Raw genomic sequence first — 26,678 nt, 5'->3', positions numbered from 1 at the left:
AAATATTTAAAGCGTCTCGAGAGGAGGTTGGGGATGAATCGAATCATCCGGAACACTGGATTTTATTTACTTATTTTTTTGGTGACCGTGGGGATTGTCCATTTTATCAGCAACCAAAACGACTCATCAGCCGAAATCCGCTACGATGAGTTCCGGCAAGCACTTAGCTCGGACAACATTAAAAGCTTGGATCTTCAATTTGATGGCTATTCCTATTTGGTCACTGGTGAATATAGAAACCCGCCGGAAGCCAACACGAAGAAATTTTATACCCGAACCAGCGTCGACGAGTTTGTTACACAAGAAATTGCCGATGCTTCGGAGCGTAATCACTTTGAAATCAAGTATAAGAAGATGAAGGGCGAGAGCATGTGGCTCACGCTGCTGACATCTATCATTCCTTTCGTGATTATCTTTATCCTGTTCTTCTTCTTGATGAATCAGGCGCAGGGCGGCGGCGGCAAAGTGATGAACTTTGGCAAAAGCCGTGCTCGTCTATACAATGAAGAGAAGAAGCGCGTTACGTTCGAGGACGTGGCTGGTGCGGACGAGGAGAAGCAGGAGCTTGTTGAGGTCGTCGAGTTCTTGAAAGACCCTCGCAAGTTCACAGCGGTCGGTGCGCGTATTCCGAAGGGCGTCCTGCTCGTAGGTCCTCCGGGTACCGGTAAAACGCTGCTTGCTCGTGCTGTCGCAGGCGAGGCTGGCGTACCGTTCTTCAGCATCTCTGGCTCTGACTTTGTTGAAATGTTCGTCGGCGTAGGTGCATCCCGCGTTCGCGATTTGTTCGAGAATGCGAAGAAGAATTCTCCTTGTATTATCTTTATCGACGAGATCGACGCTGTCGGTCGCCAGCGGGGCGCAGGTCTTGGCGGCGGTCACGACGAGCGCGAGCAGACACTCAACCAATTGCTCGTCGAGATGGATGGTTTCGGTGCGAACGAAGGTATTATTATCGTCGCGGCGACGAACCGTCCGGACATTCTAGACCCGGCTTTGCTCCGTCCAGGCCGTTTCGACCGTCAGATTACGGTAGACCGCCCGGATGTGAAAGGCCGCGAAGCGGTATTGAAGGTGCATGCGCGCAACAAGCCGCTCTCCAAGGACGTCAAGCTCGACATTATTGCGAAGCGGACGACGGGCTTTACCGGCGCCGATCTGGAGAACCTGCTGAACGAAGCAGCGCTTCTGGCAGCTCGCCGCAACAAGAAGGATATTGCAATGGTCGAGGTCGACGAAGCGATCGACCGTGTAATCGTCGGTACGGAGAAGCGCAGCCGCGTCATCAGCGACCGCGAGAAGCGCATCGTCGCTTACCACGAAGCGGGTCACACGATCGTCGGTTACTTCCTCGAGCATGCCGATATGGTTCATAAGGTTACGATTATTCCGCGCGGTAAGGCTGGCGGTTACGTCATTATGATGCCGAAGGAAGACCGCATGCTCGTAACGAAGCAGGAGCTGCTGGATAAAGTAACAGGGCTGCTGGGCGGCCGCGTAGCCGAAGAGCTGTTTATCGGCGAAGTCGGAACGGGCGCTTACAGCGATTTCAAGCAAGCGACTGGCATCGTACGCAGCATGATTATGGAATACGGGATGAGCGAGAAGCTCGGCCCGATGCAGTTCGGCAATTCGCAAGGCCAAGTGTTCCTTGGACGCGATATTGGACACGAGCAGAACTATTCCGATACTATCGCGTATGAGATCGATCAGGAGATGCAGCGTTTGATTAACGAGTGCTATACGCGCGCGAAGAACCTGCTCACTGAGAAATCGAAAGAAGTGCATTTGATTGCACAGACGCTCCTCAGCGAAGAGACGCTGGAGCTCGATCAGATCAAGCGTTTGATCGAGACCGGCACGATCGACGGCGAACTGCCGCCAGCTCTCGAGAACTCCTCGTCATCTGAAGAGTCCCGCAACGACGTAAAGATCGATCCGATCGGCGGCGTGAAGGTACGCATTCAGACCAAAGAGGACGAAGCTGCAGGACCGGTAAGCGATACAACGAATAACGGCGAAGACGAGGGCGGCTCCGGCTCTGACAAGGTATAGAGAGCAAGCTTGCCTAAGTTGAATTGAAGAAGGCTTAGATCCTTTAGCAGCGGCTAGAGGGGCTGAGCCTTCATTTTTATATGTGTAATCCCTTTAAGTCCACTAAAGCGTATGGTAAACTTATCCCGTTGTTCACAGCATAGCTAAGACCTATCAGATGGGGGATCGATACAGTGGGAGAGGGAAGACAGTGGAGAAAATTTGCGCTGGCAGCAGTCGCGGCATTGCTGATTATTGCAGTGTGGCCAGCGGGCAGCGCATATGCGCTCAATGTGTGGGCCGTTTACAAAGAGGCCCAGCAGCTTGACGCAAAAGGGAAATATGCGGAAGCGATAGCGAAGTATAAGATCATTGCCGAAGAGTTCGTTAAGAATAAGGAGTACGGCAATGCGACGAATATGTATCGTAATATCGGAAATGACTATGCGAAGCTGAAGAAGTATGATGAGGCGGTAGCGAGCTGGGACAAGGAGGCATTGTATGCCGACAAGGCCGGACAGCTGCAGGTGAGTCTGGCGGCTAAGCGCAAGGCGAACATGCTGCGCAGCAGCGTTCAATTGTACGTGCAGATCGACGCAGCGGCTGCAGGCAAAACAAATTATCATGGTGAGATCTTTGAGCCGAAGAATGGTGCGTACATCGGCGCATATGCGGAGCTTGATTCGGCTGTTCATAACGCCAAGACGGGCAAGCCGTTTTATACGGAGGCCTTTCCCGCAATGACAGGCAAGAAGCATGCGGCGTATTTGCTCTATTTTACATATGGAAAGCCGTTGTCGACGCTGAAGAGCCATCTAGAGCATGCGCGTGCGAACGGAACAGCGCTCCAGCTCGGTATTCAGCCGATGCAAGGACTGGATCAGGTGCAGGATAATGAGTATCTGCATCAGTTCGCCCGAGATATTGCCGAATCCGGTGTCAATGTGTTTCTCCGCTTTGCGAATGAGATGAATGGTAATTGGGTGCCGTGGCACGGCGACCCGGACAAGTATATCGAGAAATTCCGTCTTGTCGCGAATGTGATGCACAAGGAAGCGCCGAACAATGTGGCGATGGTATGGGCGCCTGGGGCGTCCCCAGAGTATAATATCGAGGAATATTATCCGGGCGATGCCTATGTAGACTGGGTGGGCGTAAGCGTCTACTCGATCTTTAATCCGACGCTTGATCCTCTCAAGGCAGGGGAGGACCGCGCCAGCCATCTGGACAAGTTCGATTATATTTATAAGCACTATGCCCAGAGGAAACCGGTGTTTATCTCGGAAGGCGGCGTAGCTTACATGTACCCAGAGAAGCTGCAGGATAAGACGGGATGGGCAAGCTACCAGCTGAAGCAGTTCTACCTTACGCTGCCGATGGTGTATCCGAAGGTGAAAGGGGTATTCTACTTCGATAGCAACCATGACTCTTCTAATAGAGTCAAGTATTATATGCTGTCCGCGAATGCAAAGCTTCTGGATGCGTACAAAACGTCGATTGCCAGCCCGTTCTATCTCAGTTCGATTGGTGAGGAATCGACGATCGCTTACCGGAAAGTGAGCGGCTCGACAATTTCGGCAGATGTACAGACCATTTCGGCTTATATGAAGACGTGGACACCAGTGCTGAGCAAAGTAACGTACGAAATTGGCGGCAAGACAGTCGCATCCTCGACACAGCTGCCTTGGAGCGTGAAAATCAACTTCAAACCGTATCATGGCAAGAAGATTGATGTTGTGGTTAAAGCGTATGATACGGCCGGCAAGCTGGTTACGACACAGAAGACGGCCGTTACGGTCAAATAGTGGTTGGGTGAAGAAGGGGCGAACCGGAAAGTCAGTGAAACAGACTGATTTTCTGGTTTGCCCCTTTTCTCAACCCATTCTTCAAACATAACGAATGGGGTTGCTTGCGCGATGGATTATCAAGGTGACAAATGCAATCCAGCATCTCTCTTGCAGAAAATGACCGTTGATTTGGTCATGCTGTTGAGTAAGCAGCATATACTTTTTTTGTGCAAGCAGTTTAATATTTTGTGTAGCGGCACAATATGTAAGGTTATCTCACTTCGTAATATTGACGGCACCTTCTGTCTCCCTATAATAGGGAGGTAAAAAGAGCAGCCTGATATGAGACTCGCATGTAAGTAACGCACCATGGGAAGGCTGCTGATCATTCCCATACTCAGTAGCAGGGGAGAGAGCGGTATGAACAAGAAGCTGGTTCTTATGATCGTGGCGGTTATGCTGGTCGTAATTGCATTAGCGGGCTGTGGAAGCGAGAAGAAGGAGCCGGACAAGGCGGCAGCTCCCGAGTCTTCGAACACGGCGGCGGGGACTGCAGCAGGCTCGAACCCGGCTGGGAGTAAGGGGACAGAGCTTAAGATCGGCATGGCGACTGACGGAGGCGGTGTGAACGATAAGTCGTTCAATCAGAGTGCGTGGGAAGGGCTGCAAAGGCTGGCGGAGGAGACGGGCGTCTCTGTTAAGTATTTGGAGAGCAAGACAGATTCGGACTATATTCCAAACTTGAACACCTTCGTGAAGAACGGCTACACCTTGACGTGGGGGATCGGCTTTCTGTTCGTTGATGCGATGAAGACGATTGCGGAGCAAAATCCTGATGCGAAGCTTGCAATTATCGATAACGTGGTGGAGGCGCCGAACGTGGAGTCGGTTACTTTTGCAGAAAATGAAGGCTCGTTCCTCGTTGGTGTCGTAGCGGGACTCATGACGAAATCTAATAAAATCGGCTTTGTAGGCGGAATGGAAATTCCGGTTATTAAGAAGTTCGAGGCGGGCTTCTCTGCTGGTGTCGCAGCGGTTAATCCGGATGCTAAGGTGCTCATTAACTATGTAGGGGATTTCAATAAGCCGGATATTGGCAAGCAGCAAGCGGCGACCATGTATAACGATGGTGCGGATATTATTTTTCAGGCGGCAGGTGCATCAGGTAATGGCGTCTTCACGGAAGCGCTTGACCGGTTTCAATCGGGCAATCAAGTGTGGGTTATCGGCGTAGATAAGGATCAGTCGCTAGAGTTCGGTGATGATGTAACGTTGACATCCATGATGAAAGGCGTTGAGGCGGCGGTTCTAAAAGTGTCCAAGGACGTTCTCGACGGCAAGTTTGAAGGCGGCACAACGGTAGAGCTCGGTCTGAAGGATAACGGCGTCGGACTGCCTGCTAAGAACAAGAACGTACCGGACGTCGTGCTGGCTAAGGTAGAGGAATTCAAGGGCAAGATCATTAGCGGTGAGATCGTTGTGCCGAAGGAGCCGGCGGCGAAATAATGCTAAGGCTGAAGTCAGCGATGCTGTGACGAAATGCTGTCCATCCAGGTGAGGGGGCCGGCCATCGGCCGGTCCTTTCGCCTATGGCGGGAGGATTCGAAATGAAGAATACGAACGTATCGGCGGCAGTAGAGTTGATTGGCATTACGAAGCGATTTCCCGGATTGACGGCGAACGATCGTATCGATTTGCGGTTGAATCGGGGCGAAATTCATGCCCTGCTCGGTGAGAACGGGGCGGGCAAATCGACGCTGATGAACATTTTATTTGGACTGTATCAGCCTGATGAAGGTGAGATACGCATTAATGGACGGACCATGAACATTGACGGGCCGTCACGGGCAATCGCGCTTGGCATTGGTATGGTACATCAGCACTTCAAGCTGGTGCAGACATTTACGGTAGCGGATAATATCATCCTTGGCAGCGAACCCGCAGTTGCAGGAGGGCTGCGTCTGAAGAAGCGAGCTGCAGAGAAACGGGTACGTGAGCTGTCGAACAAGTATGGCTTGGAGGTCGATCCACGGCTTCGGGTAGAGCAAATTTCGGTCGGAATGCAGCAGCGGGTTGAAATATTGAAGGCGCTGTACCGGGGGGCAGATATTCTAATTCTTGATGAGCCGACAGCGGTGCTTACAACTAGCGAGATCGAGGAACTGATGGCGATTCTGAAGGGGCTGGCAGCCGAAGGAAAAGCGATCATTCTCATTACACACAAGCTGAAGGAGATTATGCAGGCTGCCGACCGAGTGACCGTAATTCGGCGCGGTAAGGTGGTTGGGACGGTTGAGACGCGTCAGACGAACGAGAATGAGCTGGCTGCTATGATGGTTGGTCGGCCGGTCACGCTTCATACGCGTGCCAGGCGGCAGCCCCTGGGCAAAGTCGTGCTGCAGGTGGACGGCTTGCATAGGCAGGGCGGACGCGGCCGTTCGGGACTGCGAGGTGTTTCCTTTAAGGTGCGCGAAGGTGAGATTATCGGAATTGCCGGTGTAGACGGAAATGGGCAGCATGAGCTGGTCGAGGTGATTACAGGGCTTGCCCCCGCAGCGGCGGGGTCCGTGAGGATAAGCGGACGCGATCTGACGAATCGGACGCCAGGTGAGCTGCGAGACGCTGGCGTCGCCCACATTCCGGAGGATCGGCATAAGCACGGTCTCGTTCTTGAGTTCTCGCTGGGCGAGAATATGGTGCTCGGCAGCCAATCGTCTCCTGCTTATGTCAGGCGCGGCTTCCTGCGCCGTCAATCGATTGAGCGTAAGGCACAAGCGCTTGCGGAGCGGTTCGATGTTCGGACGCCAGGTATCGGGCATAAGGTGCGGGCATTATCGGGGGGGAACCAGCAGAAAGCCATTATTGCCCGGGAATTAAGCCGTGATCCACGGCTGATTGTAGCTGTTCAGCCAACGCGCGGTCTGGATATTGGGGCAATCGCCTTCGTCCATGAGAGGCTGCTTGCTGCCAAAGAGGAAGGACGGGCAATTGTACTCGTCTCCTACGAGCTAGATGAGCTGTTTAGCTTGTCCGATCGAGTGCTTGTGATGTGCGGCGGTGCTATCATGGGCGAAATGGACGCCGAGCAGCGAGATGATGAGGTGCTCGGTCTCATGATGGGCGGCAGAATGGCTGAGAGCGGCGGGAGACATAAGCCATGATGAATATAACCCGTAAGCTGTTCGATAAAACGTCGGTGCTTGTACCGCTGGTCAGTATTGTGCTTGGTTTGCTATTTGGCGCTGCCGTTATGACAGCTGGAGGTTATGACGCGGCCGCAGCCTATCGCGCCTTGCTGGATAAAGTGTTGGGCAGTAAATTCGATATTGGCGAGACGATTCGGCAGATAACACCTCTCTTGTTTACCGGCCTGTCAGTGGCGCTCGCTTTCCGCACAGGCTTGTTCAACATTGGGGCGGAAGGCCAGTTTATTATGGGCATGACAGGCGCGACAGTCGTCGGCGTCATGGTCAAGCTTCCTGCCCTCATTCACGTGCCGCTCGCGATTGCCGCTGGTGCAATTGCGGGAGGATTGTGGGGAGCACTCGTTGGTTATCTGAAGGCGAGGCGTGGTGTTAATGAGGTCATCTCATCGATTATGCTGAACTGGATCGCATTGTATGCTTCTAACTTCGTGATCAGGCGGTTTCTGCTGGAGCCGGGACAACAGCGCTCACGGCTGATTCATGAATCGGCCTCGGCGTCACTCGTCGGGCTTTCTGAGGCGATGGATTATGCTCGGATGCACATCGGCACGCTGTTCGCGCTCGCTGGAGTGCTGCTGTTCTATATCCTTCTATGGCGGACCAAGCAAGGGTACGAGCTTCGCGCCGTAGGCCATAATCCGGATGCGGCCCGTTATGCGGGCATAAGGGTAAGCCGAACGATCGTGAAGGCGATGTTCATCTCTGGTCTATTCGCCGGTCTTGCAGGCACATTCGAATCGCTCGGCGTCTTTCACTATGAGGTAATGGCAGCCTCGTCCCCCGGTTACGGCTTCGACGGCATTGCTGTATCGCTGCTCGGCGGCAATACGCCGCTTGGGGTATTGCTGGCTGCCATTCTGTTCGGCGCGCTAACTTACGGCTCGGCCGGAATGAGCTTCGGGGCTGACGTTCCGACGGAGATCGCCCGTATCGTTATCGGCGCGGTCATCTTCTTCGTTGCCTCGCATGGCATCGTCCGCTGGCTGTTGAAGCCTAGCTGGCTGTGGAAGGGTCAACGCTCAAGGCAGGGGCAGGAGAAGGGAGCGTCGGTACATGAACATCCTTGAGGTAATCGGACAACTGATGAATTCGACGACGGCCTTCTCGGCGGCGCTCATATTAGCTGCACTTGGCGGTATCTGTTCAGAGAGGGCCGGCGTCATTAACATCGGCTTAGAGGGATTGATGACGGCGGGAGCTTTCGCGGCGGCGGTGACGGCCGATTATGCAGCAAGGGGAGGGGCGGTCGGATGGTCACCTTGGCTCGGATTGCTTGGCGCAGTGGGGTGTGCCTCTCTGTTCGCGCTTTTGCATGCCGTCGCTACGGTAACCTTTAAGTCTAATCAAGTGGTGACCGGTGTTGTGATCAACTTTCTCGCACTCGGTATTGGCGTCTATTTGGTCAAAAGTATTTATCACGGCTCCGGCCAATCGGATACGCTGAAGGAAGTATTTCATCCGTTCTTCGTTCCATATGCCGCTGATATCCCGCTGATTGGTGAAGCGTTGTTTCATGCTTATCCGACCACCTATATCGCATTCGGACTGACCGCCGTCGTCTGGTATGCGCTGTTCCATACGAAGCACGGCTTGCGGCTGAGGGCTGTAGGTGAGCATCCGGGTGCAGCTGATACAGCAGGAATTCGGGTAAATCAGTACCGTTACGCAGGTGTGCTGCTTAGCGGCGTACTGGCAGGTCTCGGCGGAGCGGTCGTGACGCTGACAACGACGAGCAGCTTCGCGCATAATACGATATCGGGTCAAGGGTTCATCGCACTGGCGGCGATGATATTCGGGCGGTATCATCCGGTTTGGGCTGCCGCCGCTGCATTGTTCTTCGGATTCGCACAGGCGCTTCGCAGCTTTGTACAGCTGTTCGATTGGTCGGAGTACATTCCGATGGAGCTTCTATATATGCTGCCTTACGTGCTAACGTTGTTCGTTCTTGCGAGCGCAGTCGGTAAATCAAGACCGCCTGCGGCGCTAGGCGAGCCTTATGAGCCGGCCCAGCGGTGACCGTATTGTCGATCTTAGTACGCATACTGTAGTTGCTTCGATCGGTGCGATCGAGTATTCTTGGCTTGACGACACCGGCTGCACGGATGATCGTTAGGCTATCGTTTGCGTGTTGAACGGTTGGAAAGGAACGACCTACTGCTCATGAGACCTGTACTATTAGATTGCGATACCGGCATCGATGACGCGCTGGCGATTATGCTCGCCGTATTGTCGAAGGAGCTTCGCCTGCTCGGCGTGACGACAACATCGGGCAACGTCTCTCTCGACCTCGTATGTCGCAATACCGCCTACGTGCTGAAGCTTGTTGGCGCTTATGATCAAGTGCCGGTCATACCCGGCGCGTCGAAGCCGCTGATGCGCCCGGCGCATCACGAGACGCATGTGCATGGCGACGACGGACTTGGTGGAGCTTATGACGGCGATGGCTCAGAGGCGTCGGGAATCGATGTTAGCGTTGCCCGGGCAGCGGACTTCATCATCGAGCAAGTTCTCGCTTTACCAGAGGAAATAACGCTTATCTTCACGGGCCCTCTTACGAATCTAGCGCATGCATTAATGAAATATCCTGATCTGCCACGTCATGTGCGTGAGCTCATCTTTATGGGAGGCGCTGTTAAGACGGGCGGCAATGTGACCCCATCGGCAGAATATAATATGTACGCCGATCCAGAGGCGGCCAAGCTAGTCTTTCATTCCGGTATGCGGATGACGATGGTTGGACTTGATGTGACCAACCCGACGCTGCTTACGCCGAAGCATATTGAGCGGCTTCGCGGAAATCCAGCAGGTGAGTTCGTCTATCAGTGCACGAAGCAATATTTGGATAAGGCGGAGGAGCTGAACAGCGGCTATGGCAGTGGCTTCTCCATGCATGATCCGCTTACGGTAGGCATTGCCATCGACCGGACGCTGGCGCGTACAGGCAGCTTCTATGTCGATATTGAGACGCGAAGCGAGCTTAACGATGGGCGTACAGTGTGCGATTTTTTCGGCAAGTGGGGTAAGGAACCGAATATGGACGTCTGCTTGGAAGTGGAGTCGGAACGGTTCTTGGACCATTTTGTCCAGATCATTCGGCAATTTCCTAATTGATCATTTCGCTTGCTGGCTATGTGAGCCGTCTCCAGTGGCCCGTTATGAACCGGTGCTCTGCAAGAGACGGTTTTCTCTTAGCAATAACAAGCTTAAGATTCTATTGTGTTCCGGCATATAAGCGGCTTCATCGAAATAATACGAAAAGTTGGCCAATAGACTATGGTCTAGCAATTGACAGCTTACGCCTGCTTGTGTACATTTAATCTTAATCAAAAGAAATAGACATCATTTGTTCACACATTAAATAAGCGGCGGCAAAGTATGTGCACGAATTCACATAGTACATCATATCATGGATAAACAAGACCGCGCGAAGAGGAGAGACCTATAGTGGAAGCATTGGCAATGGAACGTAAGGCGGAGCAGAACCGTGAGCTGCGCGAACGTCTCATGCAATTGAAGAAGGAGCGCAACGCGATCATTCTGGCTCACTACTACCAACGGGACGAAATTCAAGAGGTAGCTGACTTCCGGGGAGACTCGTTCTTGCTCGCTCAGAAGGCGGCAGCGACGGATGCTGACGTTATCGTATTCTGTGGCGTTCATTTTATGGGCGAGAGTGCGAAAATTTTGGCTCCGAACAAAACGGTGCTTATCCCGGATGAGCGCGCAGGATGCCCGATGGCGGACATGGTCAATGTCGACGGCTTGCGGAAGCTGAAAGCGCAGCATCCGAACGCGACGGTCGTAACGTATATTAACTCTTCTGCTGAGATTAAAGCGGAGACGGACATTTGCTGTACATCGTCCAACGCATTGAAGGTTGTTAACTCTGTCGAATCGGACGAAGTCATTTGGGTGCCGGATAAGAATCTTGGTCATTATGTACAGCAGCATACGGACAAGAAAATGATTATTTGGGAAGGCTATTGCAACACGCATGACATGCTGACGGTGAAGGACGTTGAAGAGATGCGAGCGGCTCATCCGAACGCGCAGTTCGTCGTACACCCGGAATGCCGTCCTGAAGTCGTCGCGCTTGGTGATTACGTTGGCAGCACTACGGGTATTCTCGAATATTGTAAGAAGTCAGACTGCCAGGAGTTTATCGTTGGTACGGAGGACGGAACAGGGTATCAGCTGCGGGTAGATAGCCCGAACAAGAAGTTCCACTTTGCGACCAAATATTTGGTATGCCCGAATATGAAAGTAAACAATTTGAAGAAGCTGGTCAAATGCTTGGAGACAATGCAGCCGCAGATCTATGTACCGCCGGCAATTGCTGACAAAGCTCGGCTGTCGCTCGAACGTATGCTGCAGGTGAAATAGGCATCGTATCTCTAACGCTTGGAGGCATTGGCCATGATGATTCCTCATTATTTGATTGACTTCCGGCTGGACGAGCTGCCAGTCGTTGAGAAGGACGTTATTGTAATCGGGGCCGGCATTGCCGGTCTTTTTACCGCTATTAAGGCTAGTGAGCATGGCTCTGTACTGATGATTACCAAAAAATCGCTGATGGACAGCAACACCCGTTATGCGCAGGGCGGTATCGCTGCCGTTATATCTGAAGATGATTCGCCTGCGTATCACCGACAAGATACTCTTATTGCTGGAGCGGGGCTGTGTGATGACGATGCGGTTGATGTGCTTGTGCACGAAGGGCCGCAGGGCGTCGAGGATTTGATTCGGATGGGCACTCAGTTCGATTTGGAAGATGGTGAGTTTGCGCTGACGAAGGAAGGCGCGCACAGCCAGCGGCGCATTCTGCATGCGAATGGTGATGCGACGGGCTTTGAGATTGTACGTGCATTATCAGAGAAGGCGGTCGCCAAGGACTGCATTGAGGTATGGGACGATCATTTCGTCATTGACCTTGTGACGCAGAATGGTGAATGCTGCGGAGCGATCGTGCAGAAGCCTGACGGGGGGCGTCTATTCGTGCGCGGTAAGGCGACGGTATTGTGCTCCGGTGGCACTGGTCAGCTGTATCGCTATACGACCAATCCGGATGTTGCGACAGGCGACGGTGTTGCGATGGCATACCGCGCAGGGGCTTATATCCGCGACATGGAGTTTCTACAGTTCCACCCAACGTCTCTCTGCTATCCGGGCGCCCCACGCTTCTTGATCTCCGAGGCGGTTCGCGGGGAAGGCGCTTACCTGCGTAATATTAAAGGCGAGCGGTTTATGCATCGTTACCATGAGCAGCTGGAGCTGGCACCGCGGGATGTTGTTGCACGGGCAATCGTCAGCGAGATGGAGGAGACGAAATCGACATTTGTCTATCTCGACATTACGCATGAACCAGAGGAAATGGTTAAGCATCGTTTTCCTACAATATACGAATACTGCTTACAATATGGTCTTGATCTGACGACAGATTGGATTCCGGTTGCGCCGGCGATGCACTACACGATGGGCGGCGTGAAGACGGACCTGAACGGAGAGACGAATATTAAACGTCTGTTCGCTTGTGGCGAAGTGTCCTCTACCGGCGTTCATGGCGCGAACCGTCTAGCAAGTAACTCGCTGTCTGAGGCAATCGTATTCGGCCGCCGTATCGTGGAGCGGATCAAAGGGCTAGGTCCGCTGACATTCGTACCATCGGTCCAGCATGAAGTGGAGCGCAGCGGTGTGCCGATGCAGGCTGTCGTCGAGCGCAGGTTAAAGCTCCAGAAGGTGATGGTTCGTTACGTCGGGCTCCGGCGCAACGGCCAAGGGCTTGTGAAGGGGCTGGAGGAGCTGAAGCGCCAGCTGCCAATATTCCAAAGTGTGCTCACGAAACGGGAAGAGTACGAATTCGCGAATCTTCTGACGTGCGCACTGCTTACGGCGGAATCTGCCTTATCTCGCGAGGAAAGCCGCGGAGCTCATGCGCGAGAGGATTTTCCGCAGCGAGATGATATTCGATACTTGAAGCATACGCTGCTTCACCGAGAGTACGGAATGACAGAGGAGAGGGTTCACCAACATGTATGATTACGCGCTGCGAGAGCAGATCCGCGCCTGGCTGGCAGAAGATATAGGTATGGGCGATATTACGACGGAGACGACGATTCCGGTGGACAGCCGGTCGAAGGCCGTCATTCATATGAAGCAGGACGGCATTATCGCTGGACTGGATGTAGCAAGGCTTGTATTCGAGATCGTCGATCCGTCGATCGCATTCGAAGCTCTTGTTCGCGATGGGGCTGCGGTGACGAAAGGGACGGTGATCGCCGAGGCAGAAGGCAGCACGCATAGTCTTCTGACAGGTGAGCGGCTTGCGCTCAATCTGATGCAGCGGATGTCGGGTATCGCCACGAAGACGCGCTCGTTCGTCGATGCGCTCGAAGGCTTGCCGACTCGGCTGGTCGACACCCGCAAGACGACGCCGGGTCATCGGATGCTGGAGAAGTATGCGGTTCGGGTCGGGGGCGGCGCGAATCATCGGTTCGGTCTGTATGACGCGGTCATGATTAAAGACAATCATATTAAAGGGGCAGGCGGCATAACAGCAGCGGTCGAACGGGCACGCCAGCGCATTCCGCATACAATGAAAATTGAAGTCGAGACGGAGTCGATGGATCAGATCGAGGAAGCGGTAGCGTGTGGCGCGGACATTATCATGTTCGACAATATGGGGCTCGAAGCGATGACGGAAGCGGTGCGGTACGTAAAGTCGCGCGCGCCGCATGTTATAACGGAAGCGTCGGGGAACGTTCGGTTGGATACGGTACGGGGCATCGCTTTGACGGGAGTCGACGTAATTAGCGTCGGTGGTTTGACATACTCGTTCCAGGCGCTCGATATCAGTCTCGATCTGAACGAGAAGAAGGGCGGGGCGACAGCGTGATTCTAGTGATCGATGTTGGCAATACGAACATTGTACTCGGCGTTTATCACGGCAAAGAGCTGCTTCACCATTGGCGGATCAGTACGAACCGGTCTGCTACGGTCGATGAGTACGGCATTTCGATCTACAACCTGTTCCAGTTCAGCGGCCTGTCGCTCGACCGTATTAGTGGCGTTATTATCTCATGCGTGGTACCGCCGCTTATGCGTGCGCTTGAGCAGCTTTGCTTGAAATATATGCGCAAGACACCGCTTGTTGTCGGTCCGGGCGTGAAGACAGGATTAAACATACGCTACGAGAACCCGCGTGAGGTCGGCGCAGATCGGATCGTCAATTCGGTAGCCGGCATAGAGAAGTACGGCAAGCCGCTTATCGTTGTCGATTTCGGAACAGCGACAACGTTCGATTATATCGACGCCAGCGGCAGCTATCTCGGCGGTGCAATTGTGCCGGGCATCGGTATCTCGACCGAGGCGCTGTATCAGCGTGCGGCGAAGCTGCCACGCATCGAGCTTGTGCGTCCCAAAAGCGTTATTGGCCGTAACCCTGTGACGTCGATGCAGGCGGGGATTATTTTCGGCTATGCCGGCCAGGTAGATGGCATTGTCCGCCGTATCAAGGCAGAGTTCGGCGTAACGCCGCGTGTTATCGCGACAGGCGGGTTAGCAGAGCTTATTGCAGCGGAGTCGGAGACGATTGAGGAGGTCGATCCTCTGTTGACGCTGGATGGGTTGCGTATTATTTATGAGCGGAATCAAGAGTAGCTATTGAATGATATATGAAGTAAGGAGGCATCCGATGATGGAAGCGCAGAAAGATATATTAATACGAGGAACGGCATGGGGCGGCCGCATTCGGGTGTTTGCCGTACGCGCAACGAATCTTGTCAGTGAGCTTCAGCGCAGACACGGTACTTATCCGACGGCAACGGCGGCATTCGGCCGTACGCTGGCTCAGGGTGCAATGATGGGCGCTATGCTGAAGGGTGAAGAGAAGCTGACGATTCAAGTCAAAGGCGACGGACCGCTCGGTCAGATCGTCGTCGATGCTGACGCCAAGGGCCATGTCCGGGGTTATGTTGATCATCCGCAGGTACATATGGCCAGCAATTCGCAAGGTAAGCTGGACGTTGCCGGTGCTGTAGGACGCAACGGATTTATCCATATTATTAAAGACCTTGGCATGAAGGAGCCTTACCGGGGAAGCTCCCCGATTGTCTCCGGCGAGCTTGCGGAGGACTTTACTTATTATTTTGCCGTGTCGGAACAGACGCCTTCTGTCGTTGGACTTGGTGTACTCGTCGACACAGACGGCTCTGTCCTACATGCGGGAGGCTATATCGTACAGGTACTGCCGGGGCTGACGGATGAGGAGATTACACGGCTTGAGCAAGCGGTTAGCGTGATGCCGCCGGTAACGGCGCTGCTCGACCAAGGCGAGAGTCTAGAAGAGATTTTGAAGTTTCTTGTTGGTGATGAACTGACGATTCATGATTCAATGGACATTGTGTTCCAATGCCGATGCTCGCGCGAACGGACGGAACGAACGCTAATTAGTATGGGCCAGCATGAGCTGGAGCAAATCATAGAGGAAGACGGAAAAGCCGAAGTCGTATGCCATTTCTGCAACGAGACCTACTCATTCGACCGTGAGCAGCTGAAACAGCTGCTTCAACAAGCGAAGCCGAAGCCCCTCCAATAACTGAAAGGGCTTGAACGGAAATGAAGAAAGACCGGATGCTGCGAGCGCTTGTAGCTCTGCAAGCAGTGTGTATGATTGTGCTGTCCGTCGTAGTGACGAACCATTTCGCTCCGTTTCTTCGTACGAAGGGGCCAAATGGTGGCGGGCAAGCGGTTGTTGGCATTATTGGAGAGCATTCCATTACTGAGCGCGAGCTGCTCGCTGAGCTGCGCAGCAGGTATGGAGAAGCTATGCTGCGTACGATGATGCTGCATGAAGCGGCTAAGCTTGAAGCCGAGAAGTATGGAATTAAGGTAACGCCGGAGGAGCTTGCTGCAGAGCTGAACCGGATTATTGAGGGTTATTCGTCAGAAGACGAATATTATGAACAGATGAAGGAGCAGCTCGGGCTGTCCCGTGAGGACGTGCAGGAGGATGCGCATTACCGCCTGCTCCTTGAGCGGATTGCAACAAGAGAGATACAAGTATCGGAATCACAGATTGACGATTATATCGAAGAGCATGCGTCGGAATTCGAAGGCGAGACGGAGCTGAGGCTGCGTTGGATACTGACAAGCAGCTACGCACAAGCTGAAGAAATTCGCCGTAAGCTTGAAGATGGCGAGGATTTCGGCGATCTTGCGGCGATCTATTCGATCGATGCATTCACCTCCAGCAATGGCGGCGATCTGGGCATAATCGAAGAGGATGATCCGTTCGTTGAAGCTGCTTTGCTTGATGCTGCCCGCGGATTAGCAGTTGGTGAGACGACGGGGCCGGTGGAGACGGAGGGTGGTTATGCGCTTATTCGGCTTGATGAGCGGCGTGTGCATGATGGGCTGATCGGCGATGCGCTGCGCCAAGAGGTACGCCGGATGGTTGCGCTGGAGATGGCGCGTCCGCTGCAGGAAGTGGAGGATCAGTTGCTGAAGGAATACCATGCATGGCCAGAAATCCTGTCTACTCCGTAGGTAAACTATGTATTGACATTTACATATGTCATTGATAAGATGGTATCAGTAAAACCAACTGAACTAGTCGGAATAAGGAGGCAGTTTATCAATGGCTAAGATTGTACAAAGTGTTACGCAACTGATCGGGGACACACCGCTTGTTCGTCTGAATCGTCTCGTGCCAGAGGACAGCGCAGAAATTTATGTTAAGCTGGAGTACCAGAATCCAGGCGCAAGCGTTAAGGACCGGATCGCAATTAGCATGATCGAAGTAGCAGAGCAAGAGGGCATTCTGAAACCTGGCGATACGATCGTTGAGCCGACGAGCGGTAACACCGGTATCGGTCTGGCCATGGTAGCAGCTGCTAAAGGGTATAAAGCGATTCTTGTTATGCCAGAGACGATGAGCCTTGAGCGCCGCAACCTGCTTCGCGCATACGGCGCGGATCTCGTGCTGACGCCAGGATCGGAAGGCATGAACGGTGCTGTTAAGAAAGCGGAAGAGCTCGTACAAGAAAACCCTAGCTACTTCATGCCGCAGCAATTCAAGAACCAAGCGAACGTGAAGGTTCACCGCGAGACGACGGGTCCTGAGATTGTTGAAGCGATCAACTCGCTGGACGGCAAGCTGGACGCGTTCATCGCAGGTATCGGTACGGGCGGCACGATCACGGGTGCTGGTGAAGTACTGAAGAAGAATTTCGAGGGCATTAAAGTGTATGCGGTCGAACCAGCTGCATCGCCGCTTCTGTCCGGCGGTAAGCCAGGTCCGCATAAAATTCAAGGTATCGGCGCGAACTTCGTACCAGATATCCTGAATCGTGAAATTTATGACGGCGTTATTACTGTAGAGAACGACGATGCGTTCGAGACGGCGCGCCGCGCTGCTCGTGAGGAAGGCATCCTCTGCGGTATTTCGTCCGGCGCAGCGATTTTCGCAGCACTGAAAGTAGCGAAAGAGCTTGGTAAAGGTAAACGCGTGGTCGCAATCGTTCCATCGAACGGCGAACGTTACCTCAGCACACCGCTGTTCAACTTCGAGAACTAATCTTAATCGGTCAATCTATTAAGGGGCAGTCCAGCAGGTCAGTGAGAACTGACTGACGGACCGCCCCTTTCTTCAATTCGTCGTTCGCGTATGGATAATTTTATGCGGTGGATGTAGGAATTTCGCTTCGTTGGAGAACGAAACGGGCTTCATAAGTGAGGTGTCCCTTTTGCTATGCCGCTTGGTGAACGCAAACTACTTGTGGACTACTTTTCTTTTAGACCATGATTCTGTATACTAGGCGAAATAGACAGAAAGTAACGGATTGTGGTGGGGGTTGGTAGGATGTTGGTCACTGGATGGGAGCAATGGCGGCAATGGCATGTAGATGGCCGATTCACGACAATACCGCTGCTGCACAAGCAGTCACTTAAGGGGATGGAAGACTGTATCGTAGCCTCGTGGGAAGCGGGCTGGAAGGATGCGGGGCCATATTCCATCGTACTGGAGAGCGGCAAGGACGGACGTTATACCTACTTGGGCCTGCATCCGGTATCGGTTATCCGAGGGAAGGATGGAGCAGGTGAATCGTTCGATTGGTGCAGAAGTGGGAAGGTTGAGGGCTCTAAGAAGGAATGGCAGGGGACGCCGCTAGATGTTGTTCGTCGGTGGATGAGGCCATATACCGGCCCGTCGCTGCCTGAAGGTCCAAAGTGGATCGGCGGCTGCGCCGGGTTTTGGAGCTATGATGTGGCGCGCACCATTGAGCGACTGCCTGTGCTGGCGAGCGACGATCTCGGGACTCCTGATTATTTGTTCATGCGTCTGGATGAGCTCTGGATTGTTGATCGGGAGGAAGAGGCGCTCTATTGTGCTGTACATACAGGGATAAAGCCCGGCTGTGAGGAAACGGAATTGCGTCGGCTATTCGAGCGGGCCCAGGAGCGCGCAGGCCAGATGGTCCAGTTCTGGATAGATCGGTTCGGGAGTGGCTCTTCTGACCACCCGTCTCCAGAAGCACTGGCTGCCGCTGCGGTAAGGGACCGTCGGGAGCAGCTGCTGCGCGAGGATACGCTCGCGGTCGATGTTGAGGCACTAAATGCTACCTACTCTCCATTCGGTAAGCAAGCGTATGAACATGCCGTTCAGCGGATTCAACAGTATATTGGGGCAGGAGACGTGTTTCAGGTAAATCTGTCGCTTCGCCGCAGCAAGCAGGTTGCTCTAACAGCCGAGGAGCTGTACGAGTGGTTGAGGCTTGTGAATCCTTCGCCGTATATGGGATTTTTGCGTTGTCCGGATTTTCAACTCGTATCGGGTTCACCTGAGCTGCTCGTAGAGCTGCGGGACGGGAAGCTCGCAACTCGTCCGATTGCCGGCACGCGCCGTCGGGGCCGGAGCGATGAGGAGGATGCGGCGATGGAGCAGGAGCTGCGGACCTCCGAGAAGGAGCTGGCTGAGCATATAATGCTGGTCGATCTGGAGCGCAATGATCTGGGCCGCATTGCTCGATTTGGAACAGTGAAGGTTGAAGAGCTGATGGTCATTGAGCGTTATTCCCACGTTATGCATCTTGTTTCGCAAGTGGAGGGTGAGCTGGCGGAAGGCAAAGATGCGTTCGACGTCATTGCGGCTACGTTCCCGGGGGGCACGATTACTGGGGCACCGAAAATTCGCACGATGGAAATCATCGAGGAGCTGGAGCCTACGCGCCGAGGGCCATACACCGGATCACTTGGATGGATTGACTACAGCGGCAATATGGAATTTAATATACTTATTAGGACGATGACCGTACGTGATGGGGTCGTTCATATCCAGGCGGGAGCGGGTATCGTCATCGATTCGATCCCGGAGCGCGAATATTATGAGTCGCTTTCGAAATCGAAGGCGCTGTGGAAAGCGGTTCAGCTGGGCGAACGGTTCAATGCTGCCGACGCTTAAGAGCTGATTAGAAGGAGGGCATCGGAATGATTCTGGTTATCGATAATTATGATTCGTTTACGTACAATTTAGTGCAATATTTAGGTGAACTCGGCCAGGATATCGTCGTGAAGCGGAACGATGAGATTGGGCTGGACGATATTGCGGCTTTGAAGCCGGACCATATTCTGATCTCGCCGGGACCTTGCTCCCCGAACGAGGCGGGCATAAGCTTGGCTGTCATTGATCGTTTCAAAGGCGAAATTCCGATCTTTGGCGTCTGCCTTGGCCATCAATCGATTGGACAAGCATTTGGTGGAGACGTCGTTCGTGCGGAGAAGCTCATGCATGGTAAGACGTCCGAGATCTTTCATGATGGCAAGACGATATTCGAGGGGATTCCTTCGCCATTCACAGCGACCCGTTATCACTCTCTCATCGTGAAGCGCGAGACACTTCCGGATTGCCTTGAGATTACAGCGGAGACGACTGAAGGCGAAATTATGGGCTTACGCCATAAGGAGTACCCGATTGAAGGCGTGCAGTTCCATCCGGAATCGATTATTACCGAGAATGGCTTGACGATGCTCCGCAACTTCCTCTCTCAGCGGGTGGGCGCAGCGCAATGAAGGTCGGTTACAACGGTTCCGTCATAGAAGCGGAGAAAGCTGTGGTCAGCGTATTCGACCACGGCTTTTTGTACGGGATGGGTCTGTTCGAGACGTTTCGCACTTACGGAGGACAAGCGCACAAGCTGAATCGGCATTTGGCCCGGCTTACAGCAGGCTGCGAGGCGCTTCATATTCGTTACTTGCCGGATGAAGCGCATGTTCGGTCATGGCTGTCCGATGTAATGAAAGCCAATGGGCTGGAGGAGGCTTATGTCAGATTGACTGTGTCCGCGGGTGACGAGGGCCTGGGCCTTCCGCACGGCGATTATACGAATCCACAGTTATGGCTTACCGTGAAGCCGCTGCCGGAGATGCCGCCTTCCGTCTATGACCAAGGACGCGAGCTTAGGCTGCTGCGGACGGTGCGAAATTCGCCAGAGGGCGACACCCGACTAAAATCACTCCACTATATGAATAATATTATCGCTAAGAGAGAGCTGCAGCGGACAGGAGCTGCGCCTGGAGCGGAAGGACTGCTGCTTACGAAGGAAGGCTGGCTGTCTGAGGGGATCGTCAGTAATCTGTTCTTCGTACGGAATGGCAAGCTGTACACGCCTTCGCTGGCGACCGGCATTTTGCCTGGTATAACGCGTGAGCTTGTACTGGAATTGGCGGCTCAGTCCGGCATTGCAGCGGAAGAAGGCTTGTACAGCTGGGAGCAGCTCATTCAAGCTGATGAAGTATGGGTAACGAGCTCCATACAAGAGCTTGTGCCGGTGACGACGTTGACGGATATGGACGGGCAATCTGTAATTGTAGGCTCTGGCCGCGCTGGAAGGCTGCATCGTCTGCTTCTTGAACGGTATCGTGCGGATGCTGTATCGAGAAATGCATGATTGTTGAACGATATGGAGACGGGCTACAAGGGGAGACTTCGATTGAATATTATGAACGGCAACGTTGTACCTCAGGTAAGAGAGGTTCGGCTGCGAGGCGGCCTCAAGCTGGAGCTCGGACGCCGGACGCTTATTATGGGCATCTTGAATGTCACGCCGGATTCATTCTCTGATGGCGGAAGTTATGATTCAGTACCAGCTGCCGTGGAGCGGGCTCGGCAGCTAGTAGACGAGGGCGCAGACATCATCGACATCGGTGGTGAATCGACGCGTCCAGGCTTCGTGCCTGTGCCGGAGGAGGAGGAGCTCCGCCGCGTTATTCCGGTTATACGCGCGGTGCGGGAGGCGCTGCCTCACGTGCCAATATCGATCGATACTTATAAGGCGGAGACCGCTCGTCAAGCGGTGACCGCTGGAGCACATATTGTGAATGATATATGGGCACTTCGATACGATTCGGGTGACATGGCGCAGGTGGTGGCCGAATTTCAATGCCCGGTCATTCTGAATCATAATAGACCGGATCAGAATTATTCCGACCTTGTCTCGGATGTTATTGCAGATCTGCAGGACAGCATTCGAATTGCCCGCGCCGCTGGCGTAAGCGATGAGCAAATCTGGCTCGACCCGGGCATCGGCTTCGCGAAAAATTATGACAACAACCTAGAGATGATGGGACGGCTATCCGATTTGGTAGCTCTTGGCTATCCCGTTCTGCTTGGCACGTCGCGCAAAGGGTTTATAGGCCAGGCACTCGGCGGAGTATCGAAGAGCGAGCGGGTTGAGGGGACGGCCGCAACGGTCGTTCTTGGCATTGCGCAAGGATGCGGCATCGTGCGAGTGCATGATGTGCTTGCGATGAAGCGGGCCGCGGTTATGGCTGATGCGATCGTATATCGTAATCAGCGGCACGGATAAAGCGCGAACAGGAAGAGGGGCAGTTCAGAAGATGGATACGATGACGTTGAAAGGAATGCGGTTTTTCGGTTATCATGGCGTATACGCCGAAGAGAACAAGCTAGGACAAAAGTTTGAGGTTGAGCTTGAGCTGAAGCTTGACCTGTCCAAGGCTGCAGCTTTGGATGATCTGGAGGCGACGATCAACTACGCGGAGCTCCATGCAGTGACGAAGTCGATTGTAGAAGGAACTCCCTTTAAACTAATAGAAGCATTGGCGGGTGCCATTGCAACGCGGCTTCTACAGTCTTATACTAATCTCAATGAAGTGACGGTTCGTGTCACGAAGCCGAATCCGCCGTTTGACATTCATTTCGACGGCGTGACGGTGGAGCTGCGTAGAAAGCGGGATGAGCATGGTACAATCGTTCCCGCCTGAACAGACGGGACTTATAGAAGCTTACGTGGCGCTTGGCTCCAATCTTGGAGACCGAGAGCTGACTCTTCGTGCTGCCGTTGAACGGCTGGCAGCATGTCATGAAATTATCGTCGATCGGGTATCTGATGTGTATGAGACCGACCCGGTCGGTTATACGGACCAGCCGGCATTCCTGAATATGGCGGCGGCCATCCGCACGTCGCTTGGACCGGAGGAATTGCTCGGTACCCTTCTTCATATCGAGCAGCAATTAGGGCGTGTACGGGATATTCGATGGGGGCCGCGCACAATCGATCTTGATCTGCTCCTGTATAGCGGAGTGACGATGGATACGGATTCGTTGACGCTGCCGCATCCGCGTATGATGGAACGGGCATTCGTGCTGGTGCCGCTTCGCGACGTGCTGACGAAGACACATCCGCTTTATGCAGCGGTGAAGGAAAGTGCTGACACGGCTTGTCGGAACGGAAAGGAAGGCATCACGCGATGGAAAACGATCAACTAGCACAGCGCATCCGCGCATTTCGGAAGTTGAAAGGATATACCCAGCAGAAGCTGGCCGAACGTCTGGACGTATCGGTTGCTGTTCTCGGATCGCTTGAGCGCGGGACGCGCAAGCCGGATCCGAAGCTGTTGGCTAGCATTGCGGAGACACTGGGTGTCGATTATAACGAGTTGACTAAGATTACCAAATCTTAGAGCGCTGCGAGACATGTTCGAATAACGCGGCCGAGGAAATAGCGGAAGGAGTAAGGAGCAGCATGCTAAAAATCGGAGATATCGAAATGAAGAATAACGTGGTGCTTGCGCCGATGGCCGGCGTCTGCAACCCGGCCTTTCGTCTTATCGCCAAGGAGTTCGGAACAGGGCTCGTCTGCGCGGAGATGGTAAGCGACAAGGCTATCCTGCACGGAAACAAAAGAACGATGGAAATGCTCTACGTGGATGACCGGGAGAAGCCTCTCAGTCTGCAAATTTTCGGCGGCGACCGAGAATCGCTTGTCGAAGCGGCGAAGATCGTCGACAAGCAAACGAACGCTGATATTATCGATATCAATATGGGATGCCCGGTACCGAAGGTAACCAAGTGTGAAGCAGGCGCAAGATGGCTGCTTGATCCGAACAAAATTTATGAAATGGTGTCCGCTGTTACAGATGCGGTCGACAAGCCGGTAACGGTTAAGATGAGGATTGGCTGGGACGACGAGCATATCTATGCGGTCGAGAACGCCCGAGCTGTAGAACGTGCTGGCGGCAGCGCCGTCAGCGTGCATGGTCGGACACGTGAACAGCTGTATACGGGTAAGGCGAACTGGGATATTATAAAAGAAGTCAAGGAAGCCGTGTCCATTCCCGTCATTGGCAACGGAGATGTCTTTACGCCCGAGGATGCGAAGCGGATGCTGGAGCATACCGGCGTAGACGGCGTTATGATCGGACGCGGCGCGCTCGGCAATCCATGGATGCTGTATCGGACCGTGCATTACTTAACGCATGGCGAGCTGCTCCCGGATCCGACTCCGAGGGAGAAGATGGACATCGCCATTTTGCATATGGATCGTCTGGTGAAGCTGAAGGGTGAATCGACGGCTGTACGTGAGATGCGCAAGCATATGGCCTGGTATATGAAGGGGCTCCCAGGTTCGGCGCGTATTAAGGATACGATCATGGAAGAAACAAGCCGAGATGCGATGGTTGCGATTCTTAACCAATACATCGAGACGCTGCCGGAGGATGCTCATGTTCCGAAAGCGGCCAACTGGGCGGATGGGGAGGCAGCCGCGCAGTAAACGCACCGTGTGCTTGACAACGGCTGGCTCTGATTGACATTTGGTCCCCGACTGCAATATAATCAAGCAATATAAACACGAGCAAGCGCTTTACTGGCAAGCATTCGATTAGAGCATGTTAATGAGCTTGCTTAAATATATTTAGTAATAGTGAATTCATACAGTGGCTGTGCGTTGTATGAAAATTTGTCACGCGACAGGAGAATCACAAGATGAGCGATAAAGAGGTTATTCTGACTCAAGACGGATTGAAGAAGTTGGAAGAGGAACTTGAGAACCTCAAGTCGGTTAAACGCCGCGAAGTGGCAGAGCGGATTAAAGTCGCCATCGGGTACGGTGACATCAGTGAGAACTCGGAATACGAGGACGCGAAGAACGAGCAGGCATTTATCGAAGGGCGCATCATTACGCTGGAGAAGATGCTTCGCAACGCGCGAATTATTAACAACGACGAGATCGATACCGATATTGTAAGCATCGGATCGACGGTGGCGGTGGAGGATTTGGAATTCGGCGATATCGTAGAATATACGATCGTCGGTACAGCTGAATCCGATCCACTTAACAATAAGATTTCAAATGAAAGCCCTGTGGGTAAGACCATTTTGGGTAAGAAAGTCGGCACAATCGTTGAAGTGAGCGTTCCGGCCGGCATCATTCAGTATAAAATTCTTGAAATTAAAAAATAAGGTTTGCGTACGGCTCATTCGAAAAAGCTTCCCTTGGAAGCTTTTTCGTTCGTAAGCGAGGATGGAGCTTCGAGCCCGTTATTCGCTTTAGCTTTTGCGGCCTGTTAAGGAAAGCGGGTCTTGTGGCTTTGCGTCGTCGTCAACCGGTTTAGGAGTGTTAATAATGGAACAAGATCAACAGCAACTGCAAGAACAACAGGAATTAAGCGAGCTTCTGCGAATCCGCCGCGATAAGCTGGACGAGCTTCGCGAGCTCGGCGTCGATCCGTTCGGCAGCAAATTCGATCGGACGCATCATGCGCAAGATATTTTGAATGCGCACGAGAATACTTCTAAGGAAGAACTCGAAGCCCAGCAGAATGAAGTAACGGTTGCAGGGCGCATCATGCAGAAGCGCGGAATGGGCAAGGCGTCGTTCGCACACATTCAAGACCTGTCAGGCAAAATTCAAATCTACGCGCGCAAAGACACACTGTCTGAGACGCAGTATGCGGCATTTAATCTGCTTGATATTGGCGATATTATCGGCGTGCGCGGCGTAGTGTTCAAAACGAACACGGGCGAAACCTCGATTAAAGCCAAAGAAATCGTCGTCCTTACGAAATCACTGCTTCCGCTGCCGGACAAGCACCACGGCCTGAAGGATGTCGAGCTGCGCTACCGCCAGCGCTACGTCGATCTGATTACGAATCCGGACGTTCAACAGACATTTATTATGCGTTCCCGCATTATTCAATCGATGAGACGTTATTTGGACTCGCTCGGTTATCTTGAGGTAGAGACGCCGACGCTGCATGCCATTGCCGGTGGTGCTGCAGCGCGTCCATTCATTACACATCACAATGCGCTCGATATGCAGCTCTACATGCGGATTGCAATCGAGCTGCATTTGAAGCGCCTTATCGTGGGCGGGTTGGAGAAGGTATATGAGATTGGCCGCGTATATCGTAATGAGGGTATTTCGACTCGTCACAATCCAGAGTTTACGATGATTGAGCTGTATGAGGCTTATGCCGATTACAAAGACATCATGACATTGACGGAGAATGTGGTGAAGCACATTGCTCAGGAAGTGCTCGGAACGACGACGATTGAGTATCAAGGGCAGCAAGTAGACCTCGGCACGCCGTGGCGCCGTGTATCGATGGTCGATTTGGTTAAGGAAGCGACGGGCGTTGATTTCGCTTCTCAAATTACGGATGAAGAGGCGCATCAAGCTGCACGTGATCATAAAGTGCCGGTCGAGAAGCATTGGGCGGCAGGTCATATTCTGAATGCGTTCTTCGAGCATTTCTGTGAACATACACTTATTCAGCCGACCTTCGTAACGGGACATCCGGTCGAAATTTCGCCGCTTGCGAAGAAGAACGAACAGGACCCGCGCTTCACGGACCGCTTCGAGCTGTTTATTGTTGCGCGCGAGCACGCTAATGCGTTCACGGAGCTTAACGATCCAATCGATCAGCGCGAGCGTTTCGAAGCGCAGCTGTTGGAGCGCGAGCATGGCAACGATGAGGCACACGAGATGGATGATGACTTCATTCGCGCTCTTGAATACGGCATGCCGCCTACTGGCGGGCTTGGTATCGGAATCGACCGCCTCGTGATGTTGCTGACGAACCAGCCGTCGATCCGCGACGTGCTGCTGTTCCCTCATATGCGTCAACGCGCAGGCGAATAAATAGGTGCTAAAGGTTAACGGCGGGCATATCATGCTCGCCGTTTTCTTATGTTACAGAGACGGTTCACAGATAGAAGAATAACTTTTTATGAAAAAGGGTTGCAATATATCGTTAGCCTATGTTATATTATTTAAGTCGCCGCTGAACGAAACGGTGACGTGAAAGAAAAGCTTGACCAACGAAATAACATCTGTTAAGATGTTTAACGTTGTTG

General features: G+C 53.2%; 24 protein-coding genes. All 24 read left to right on the top strand.

The window, feature by feature from the left end:
* Window positions 1–33 precede the first annotated feature (33 nt).
* Window positions 34–2,052 carry an ATP-dependent zinc metalloprotease FtsH gene (ftsH, locus tag PXY01_RS16130; protein WP_127571125.1) on the top strand — a complete coding sequence of 673 codons (2,019 nt, stop codon included), beginning with the start codon at window positions 34–36 and terminating at the stop codon, window positions 2,050–2,052.
* 173 nt (window positions 2,053–2,225) lie between these two features.
* Entirely contained in the window at window positions 2,226–3,836 is a 1,611-nt protein-coding gene (locus PXY01_RS16125; RefSeq protein WP_127571124.1) for a glycoside hydrolase family 26 protein, read from the top strand.
* A gap of 402 nt (window positions 3,837–4,238) precedes the next feature.
* A complete protein-coding gene (locus tag PXY01_RS16120; RefSeq protein WP_127571122.1) occupies window positions 4,239–5,324 on the top strand; it encodes a BMP family lipoprotein in 1,086 nt (361 codons plus the stop codon).
* A 101-nt stretch (window positions 5,325–5,425) separates the two neighbouring features.
* Window positions 5,426–6,979, top strand: coding sequence for an ABC transporter ATP-binding protein (locus PXY01_RS16115; RefSeq protein ID WP_127571120.1), 1,554 nt, complete (start codon window positions 5,426–5,428; stop codon window positions 6,977–6,979).
* On the top strand, window positions 6,979–8,091 hold the full coding sequence (locus tag PXY01_RS16110) for an ABC transporter permease (RefSeq protein WP_127571248.1): 1,113 nt from the start codon (window positions 6,979–6,981) through the stop codon (window positions 8,089–8,091). Before PXY01_RS16115 ends, PXY01_RS16110 begins: the two co-directional genes overlap by 1 nt.
* Window positions 8,078–9,040 (top strand): ABC transporter permease, encoded by a 963-nt coding sequence (locus tag PXY01_RS16105; RefSeq protein WP_127571118.1) that lies wholly within the window; start codon window positions 8,078–8,080, stop codon window positions 9,038–9,040. Before PXY01_RS16110 ends, PXY01_RS16105 begins: the two co-directional genes overlap by 14 nt.
* Before the next feature lie 144 nt (window positions 9,041–9,184).
* On the top strand, window positions 9,185–10,135 hold the full coding sequence (locus tag PXY01_RS16100) for a nucleoside hydrolase (protein ID WP_127571116.1): 951 nt from the start codon (window positions 9,185–9,187) through the stop codon (window positions 10,133–10,135).
* 333 nt (window positions 10,136–10,468) lie between these two features.
* Window positions 10,469–11,407 carry a quinolinate synthase NadA gene (gene nadA / locus PXY01_RS16095; protein ID WP_127571114.1) on the top strand — a complete coding sequence of 313 codons (939 nt, stop codon included), beginning with the start codon at window positions 10,469–10,471 and terminating at the stop codon, window positions 11,405–11,407.
* Between the two features lie 36 nt (window positions 11,408–11,443).
* The gene (gene nadB, locus PXY01_RS16090) at window positions 11,444–13,060 is read left to right on the top strand and encodes an L-aspartate oxidase (protein ID WP_127571246.1); all 1,617 of its coding nucleotides are present in this window, start codon (window positions 11,444–11,446) and stop codon (window positions 13,058–13,060) included.
* Window positions 13,053–13,916, top strand: coding sequence for a carboxylating nicotinate-nucleotide diphosphorylase (nadC, locus tag PXY01_RS16085; RefSeq protein ID WP_127571112.1), 864 nt, complete (start codon window positions 13,053–13,055; stop codon window positions 13,914–13,916). The genes nadB and nadC overlap by 8 nt, the downstream gene beginning before the upstream one ends.
* Window positions 13,913–14,680, top strand: a complete 768-nt coding sequence (locus PXY01_RS16080; RefSeq protein WP_127571110.1) for a type III pantothenate kinase — start codon at window positions 13,913–13,915, stop codon at window positions 14,678–14,680. The genes nadC and PXY01_RS16080 overlap by 4 nt, the downstream gene beginning before the upstream one ends.
* Before the next feature lie 34 nt (window positions 14,681–14,714).
* Entirely contained in the window at window positions 14,715–15,617 is a 903-nt protein-coding gene (hslO, locus tag PXY01_RS16075; protein ID WP_174721841.1) for an Hsp33 family molecular chaperone HslO, read from the top strand.
* Window positions 15,618–15,637: 20 nt separating this feature from the next.
* Window positions 15,638–16,567, top strand: coding sequence for a peptidylprolyl isomerase (locus PXY01_RS16070; protein ID WP_127571106.1), 930 nt, complete (start codon window positions 15,638–15,640; stop codon window positions 16,565–16,567).
* Window positions 16,568–16,658: 91 nt separating this feature from the next.
* Complete coding sequence (gene cysK / locus PXY01_RS16065; protein WP_127571104.1) at window positions 16,659–17,597, top strand: cysteine synthase A; 939 nt, start codon at window positions 16,659–16,661, stop codon at window positions 17,595–17,597.
* Between the two features lie 285 nt (window positions 17,598–17,882).
* Window positions 17,883–19,481, top strand: coding sequence for an anthranilate synthase component I family protein (locus PXY01_RS16060; protein WP_127571102.1), 1,599 nt, complete (start codon window positions 17,883–17,885; stop codon window positions 19,479–19,481).
* Between the two features lie 26 nt (window positions 19,482–19,507).
* The gene (gene pabA, locus PXY01_RS16055) at window positions 19,508–20,089 is read left to right on the top strand and encodes an aminodeoxychorismate/anthranilate synthase component II (protein WP_127571100.1); all 582 of its coding nucleotides are present in this window, start codon (window positions 19,508–19,510) and stop codon (window positions 20,087–20,089) included.
* The gene (locus PXY01_RS16050) at window positions 20,086–20,967 is read left to right on the top strand and encodes an aminotransferase class IV (protein WP_127571098.1); all 882 of its coding nucleotides are present in this window, start codon (window positions 20,086–20,088) and stop codon (window positions 20,965–20,967) included. The genes pabA and PXY01_RS16050 overlap by 4 nt, the downstream gene beginning before the upstream one ends.
* Window positions 20,968–21,018: 51 nt before the next feature.
* A complete protein-coding gene (gene folP, locus PXY01_RS16045) occupies window positions 21,019–21,885 on the top strand; it encodes a dihydropteroate synthase (protein ID WP_127571245.1) in 867 nt (288 codons plus the stop codon).
* Window positions 21,886–21,916: 31 nt separating this feature from the next.
* The gene (gene folB / locus PXY01_RS16040) at window positions 21,917–22,303 is read left to right on the top strand and encodes a dihydroneopterin aldolase (RefSeq protein WP_127571096.1); all 387 of its coding nucleotides are present in this window, start codon (window positions 21,917–21,919) and stop codon (window positions 22,301–22,303) included.
* Window positions 22,281–22,808: a 2-amino-4-hydroxy-6-hydroxymethyldihydropteridine diphosphokinase gene (gene folK, locus PXY01_RS16035; RefSeq protein WP_127571094.1), complete on the top strand. Its 528-nt coding sequence runs from the start codon at window positions 22,281–22,283 to the stop codon at window positions 22,806–22,808. The genes folB and folK overlap by 23 nt, the downstream gene beginning before the upstream one ends.
* Window positions 22,790–23,002: a helix-turn-helix domain-containing protein gene (locus PXY01_RS16030; RefSeq protein WP_127571092.1), complete on the top strand. Its 213-nt coding sequence runs from the start codon at window positions 22,790–22,792 to the stop codon at window positions 23,000–23,002. Before folK ends, PXY01_RS16030 begins: the two co-directional genes overlap by 19 nt.
* A 62-nt stretch (window positions 23,003–23,064) precedes the next feature.
* A complete protein-coding gene (gene dusB, locus PXY01_RS16025; protein WP_127571090.1) occupies window positions 23,065–24,093 on the top strand; it encodes a tRNA dihydrouridine synthase DusB in 1,029 nt (342 codons plus the stop codon).
* Between the two features lie 212 nt (window positions 24,094–24,305).
* Window positions 24,306–24,782, top strand: a complete 477-nt coding sequence (gene greA / locus PXY01_RS16020) for a transcription elongation factor GreA (RefSeq protein WP_127571088.1) — start codon at window positions 24,306–24,308, stop codon at window positions 24,780–24,782.
* A gap of 163 nt (window positions 24,783–24,945) precedes the next feature.
* The gene (gene lysS, locus PXY01_RS16015) at window positions 24,946–26,463 is read left to right on the top strand and encodes a lysine--tRNA ligase (protein WP_174721840.1); all 1,518 of its coding nucleotides are present in this window, start codon (window positions 24,946–24,948) and stop codon (window positions 26,461–26,463) included.
* Window positions 26,464–26,678 lie beyond the last annotated feature (215 nt).

Source organism: Paenibacillus xylaniclasticus (assembly GCF_004001065.1).
Taxonomy (GTDB): Bacteria; Bacillota; Bacilli; order Paenibacillales; family Paenibacillaceae; genus Paenibacillus_T; species Paenibacillus_T xylaniclasticus.
The sequence above is the reverse complement of the archived record's forward strand: the minus strand, read 5'-3'. Positions and strand labels throughout refer to the sequence as shown.